Below are 4967 nucleotides of genomic sequence, written 5' to 3' on the forward strand. Positions count from 1 at the left end.
CCGATAATGATTAGAATCAGGATTACGAGAATACTAATAATCATTATCAGCCGTCGTCGCTTGGTTGCTAATAATTTTCGCCATCGTGATTGCTTTTGGCTGGTTCGTTTCGCAGTCATTTAAGAATTCCTCCCAATTTTAGGTTAATTAGTTATGTAACTAAGTGTATAAGGTGGAAAATTAAATTGCAAGGAAAACTTAGAATTATAATTAAGAAGAAATTTACCAGCAAAAACATAAATAAGAGTAAAATCTTAAATTTTTTGTTTAAATTTGTGCAGAAAACGCTTACAATGTTAACAGTGATTAAATTTCACTTAGTTGTTTACCTATTTTACTTTTTATAAGGGAGTGTTTCATTTGTTTAAGTTTTTGAAACCGTCTCCGGATGCAACCAACCTTGTGCCAAAAGATAAAATTCCTAGTGTTTATCGGCGCAAGCAGACGGGGGTTATTTTAGCAACCTGTTTTACTTACCTGGCTTACTACATTATTCGGTTGATTTTTACAACTGAACAGAAGCCGGTAATGAAGGAATACGGCTTTAATATTGGTCAAATTGGGCTGATTCTTTCAACATTTGGGATTGGTTATGGTGTTGCTAAGCTATTTATGGGTGGCTTATCTGATAAATCAAATACGCGGGTCTTCCTCGCATTTGGCCTTTATCTTTCTTGTATTTTCAATGCTTTCTTGGCATTTACTAAGAACTTTTACCTGATCCTATTCTTAATGCTCCTCATTTCCATTACCCAAGCCATGGGAGCACCTGCTTGTCAGCGGGAAATTTCGTTATGGTTTGCTAAAAAGCACCGGGGAGTTGTCTTCGCTGTCTGGGCCTCAGCACACAATGCCGGAGCCTTTGCCTGTGTTGCTTGTATTCAAATAGCAACGTTCCTGTTCTCTGGTTCATTACCAGCTGTCTTCTTAACCGCTTCTGTAGTTTCTGCAATTATTGCTACTATTATGTTATTGATTAATTCGGAGCGTCCGGAAGTAGCTGGTTTGCCGAACATGGCCGTTTATTCTGGTCACGTTGAACTGGATGAAAATGGTAATTCAACTGCTCAAGAACTGTCTAACAAGACTTTCTGGCAAATCCTTTACCAAGATATTCTGTGCAATAAGGTTGTTTGGGCGGTTACGTTAACTTCCATGTCAATCTACATTGTACGTTATGGGATCATGAGTTGGATTCCAAGTTACTTACCAACAAAGGGCTTCAGTGTTGATTGGGCTAAGTGGCTAGTCGGAATTTTTGAATTGTCAGCTGTTCCAGGAGTTATTATCCTTGGTGGTATTTCTGATCTTCTGAAGGGTCGGCGGTCATTAGTTTGTTTGATTTGTGTAATCTGCTTAATCATTTGCTTGATCACTTACTTTACTAGTACGAGTCATGCAGTTATCGTTGCGGTCCTCTTTATTATGGGGAGCTTGATTTATGCACCACTTTCACTAGTTGGTTTAATGGTTAATGAAGCTGTGCCAAATTACGCGGTTGGGTTATCGACCGGATTCATGGGCTTCTTCCAGTATGTCTTCGGTGAAACGGCCGCCACAGCTTTAATTGGTCAATTAGTTAACCATTTTGGTTGGGGCGCATCATCAGTTACGATTTATGTTGCTGCCGGAGCTGCCTTCCTGCTTCTCGTTTACCTTGTCTTCAAGGAACGTCATATTCTTCGGATGGAAGCTAAAGTTAATGCAGCTGACCATGCTAAAGAAAATAATGGTGAAAAAGCTCAAAACTAGTTAACATTAGTCTTGAATAAGTACCGAGTCTTCTCGTAATTTGAAGGCTCGGTGTTTTTATTACTTAGTAGTAAAGCCTGTTCAACCCTTGAGAAGATCCATTTCTCGTTTTCTCTTATGCTATAATATCTAGTGACAAGTAAGAGGAGTAATTATGGTAGAAAAAAAGACAATCAAGTTAGATGACGTGGCAGAATTAGCAGGCGTTTCAAAAACAACCGTTTCGCGGGTCTTGAATAATCGCGGATACTTAAGCGACAAGACGATTAAAAAGGTCCACGATGCAATGGATAAGCTAAATTATCGGCCAAATGTAATTGCTCGACAGTTATTTAAACAAAAGACCAACCTGGTTGCCTTAGTTTTTCCGACAGTGGACAACCCGTTTTTTGCTGAGCTTGAAGCAGAATTGGAAAAGCGGTTTGATCAATTAGGCTATCGGGTTTTGATGGGGAATAGTCAGAATAACCCTGCCAAGGAACAGGATTATTTGAAACTATTATTGAATCATCAGGTTGATGGCTTAATTGTGGGTTCCCATAACCAGGGAATTTCTGAATACCAGAAGACGACCAGACCAATTGTCTCAATTGAACGATTCGTTGGGAAACAGATTCCAGTTGTTTCTTCTGATAACTACCAGGGAGGGCTCCTTGCGGTTCAACGCTTACTGAATGATGGCTGTAAACACATCATTCATACCAACTACCCGATCAATTTAGTATCGCCTAATGAGTTGCGTCAGCAAGCTTATGAGGATCTGATGAATAGGCATCACCGAAAGCCAATTACCTATAGTGTTTCGTTTGATGTATCTGATGAAGAGAAGGAACGGGTTTTCCGTAAAATGTTCCGGGAACATCCAGAAGTTGATGGAATTTTTGCCGATAATGATACTAACGCAAGTTTAATTATTCGGGTGGGGAAAGAATTTAATCGCCACGTCCCAGATGATCTCAAGGTTGTTGGTTATGATGGAGCCAATATTACCCGAACCCTATCGCCAGAATTGACTACAATCCAGCAGCCAATTCCTGAAATGGCAACTAAAGCGGTTGAATTACTCCTTCAATTGATTGATGGAAAGACAGACGTTAAGTCAGTTACTCTTCCGGTAAAGATGATTAATAGTACAACGGCATAATTTAAGCTGGGAATTAACTTTCTCGGAGGGACGGTTGACTAACCTAGAACGATGAATGATGATGAAATCATCAGAGTCGTTCGTAGTTAGGCTTGAGTCCCTCAGTTAATTCCCGCGATTGGACACTATTAGTTCGAAATTTATTAAGTATAGTATAGAAGAGGGTAAGGGAAAGTTTTCCCCTACCCTTAATTTCTAGTGTTATAAAACCACCTGTTAATTACTGAGCAAGTCGGCAAAGAAATAGCTATTTTACCATTAATTTCGTTATTTTCTATTAATAATTGGGCTTTTTTTAAAAGATTCTGTTAACCGGTTGCATATAAGCAGTTAACAAGTAAAAAAATTAGTAAATTAGTAAACGGTCTAATGTAAGCGCTTACCATGTTTTGGGATGAAGATACCGTTAACTACTGGTTTCAAGCGGAAAAGAGTGAAATCGATCACTAAATGTAAGCGCTTTACTAACCTATGTTTACCGGTTACCATAAAGATGTTGAAAGAAATTAGATGAAATAAAAATTCGTTACTTTGTATTAGCAAGTTTGGAGGTTGTTTTTACTATGAAACAAAGTCAGTCACTGGCAACTAAACTTGCGTTCTTGTCCGCATCATTTATGGTTACGAGCGCCTACGCAATTCAAAGTGCCTTGCCACAGATTAAGTCAGCGCTGAATGTTAGTCAGCCGCAAGTTGAGTACCTAGTCACAGCGCCATCCTTTGCGGTAATGTTCTTCGTTGTTCTCTCACCATTGCTTCAGGATTGGTTTAATATTTCTGATAAGCATATTATTATGGCCGGGATTACGATCGTTGGGATTGCTGGATTGATTCCATCATTTGTTAGCAACTACATGGTAATTTTGATTTCACGGCTCTTCCTTGGTGCTGGATATGGCCTTTATAATTCTCAAGCAATTTCATTGATTTCTGTTTGGTATCAAGACCACGAACGAACAAGTATGCAGGGCTGGCGGTCAGCATTTGAACAAATCGGGAATGCCTGCACGTTAACAATTTCAAGTTTGTTGCTGATTTATGCTGGTTGGCACGCAGCATTCTTGGTTTACGGATTGGCCTTTGCGGTAATGGCATTCTTTGCATGGCGGGTACCAAATGATGCTCACAGCAACACGACGACTAGTGATAACCAACAAGCAACAGAAACCATTTCACCAATTACTAATGAACCAGTAACTAAGATTAGTCCGTTAGTAATCGCAATTCTGGCATTTGTTCTATTAATTAAGATGGACTTTATCGGAATGGAAGACCGTTTTCCTGGATTAGCCGTTGCAATTAACGGTAAAACTTTCACGGGTACCGGGACCTATCTTTCATTAATGCTGATTGGCGCAACTCTTGGTGGTGCTTGTTATGGAGTTTTGCAGAAGCATTTCGGCTATGTAGGAACGATTTACATTGGCTTAATTCTTTTGGCGATTGCTAACTTCCTGTTTGGCTTCGGTGGAAATAGTTTTCCAATTATCGCTGCCGGGATCCTTTTGGTTGGCTTTCCAATGCAAGTCCTTACACCGTTGATCTTCAATATCCTGCCATTTATGGCGCCAATGAAGCTTCAAACCAAGGTTACATCATTTGTACTAATTGGGTTTAACTTTGGGGCTTTCTTCTCACCAACAGCTGATGCTTGGTTTAACCACCTATTAAGTCAACCGCTAAACGGGTTAGGCTTAGCAGCACCATTTCGGATTTATGGAGTAATGATGCTGATTATTGCTGGCTTACTCTTTATGGGGAAGCACCTATACGAACTTAAGCGGATGGATAATACTGTTGAAAAGAAGCAACCTGCAACTGTTCACGTATACACCAAGTAACAGATTTAAATAAAAATACCGTGGTCGAATGACTTTTAATAGTTGTTGGATCACGGTTTCTTATTTTAAATTGGGCTGATAATTTAACCTGAAAATAAAATTCAAAAAATTTCTGTCAACCGATTGACATATAAAATAGAAAGCGCTAACATAATAGTCGTTGAATAGTTAAGCACTTCCAAATGAACGAAGTAAGCTAATTAATAAAAAAGGGGACTGGAATCATGGCT

General features: G+C 39.3%; 3 protein-coding genes. All 3 read left to right on the top strand.

Annotated elements, in window-relative coordinates; genetic code table 11:
* Positions 1–360 precede the first annotated feature (360 nt).
* The 3 genes from HMPREF0549_RS07970 to HMPREF0549_RS07980 all read left to right on the top strand — a co-directional run bounded on the left by HMPREF0549_RS07970 (position 361) and on the right by HMPREF0549_RS07980 (position 4737).
* Positions 361–1752 carry an MFS transporter gene (locus HMPREF0549_RS07970; protein WP_040531763.1) on the top strand — a complete coding sequence of 464 codons (1392 nt, stop codon included), beginning with the start codon at positions 361–363 and terminating at the stop codon, positions 1750–1752.
* A gap of 154 nt (positions 1753–1906) precedes the next feature.
* On the top strand, positions 1907–2896 hold the full coding sequence (locus HMPREF0549_RS07975) for a LacI family DNA-binding transcriptional regulator (protein ID WP_003717774.1): 990 nt from the start codon (positions 1907–1909) through the stop codon (positions 2894–2896).
* A gap of 563 nt (positions 2897–3459) precedes the next feature.
* Positions 3460–4737 carry an MFS transporter gene (locus HMPREF0549_RS07980; RefSeq protein WP_003717775.1) on the top strand — a complete coding sequence of 426 codons (1278 nt, stop codon included), beginning with the start codon at positions 3460–3462 and terminating at the stop codon, positions 4735–4737.
* Positions 4738–4967: the final 230 nt, after the last annotated feature.

Origin of the sequence: Limosilactobacillus vaginalis DSM 5837 = ATCC 49540, assembly GCF_000159435.1 — a bacterium.
Classification (GTDB): domain Bacteria; phylum Bacillota; class Bacilli; order Lactobacillales; family Lactobacillaceae; genus Limosilactobacillus; species Limosilactobacillus vaginalis.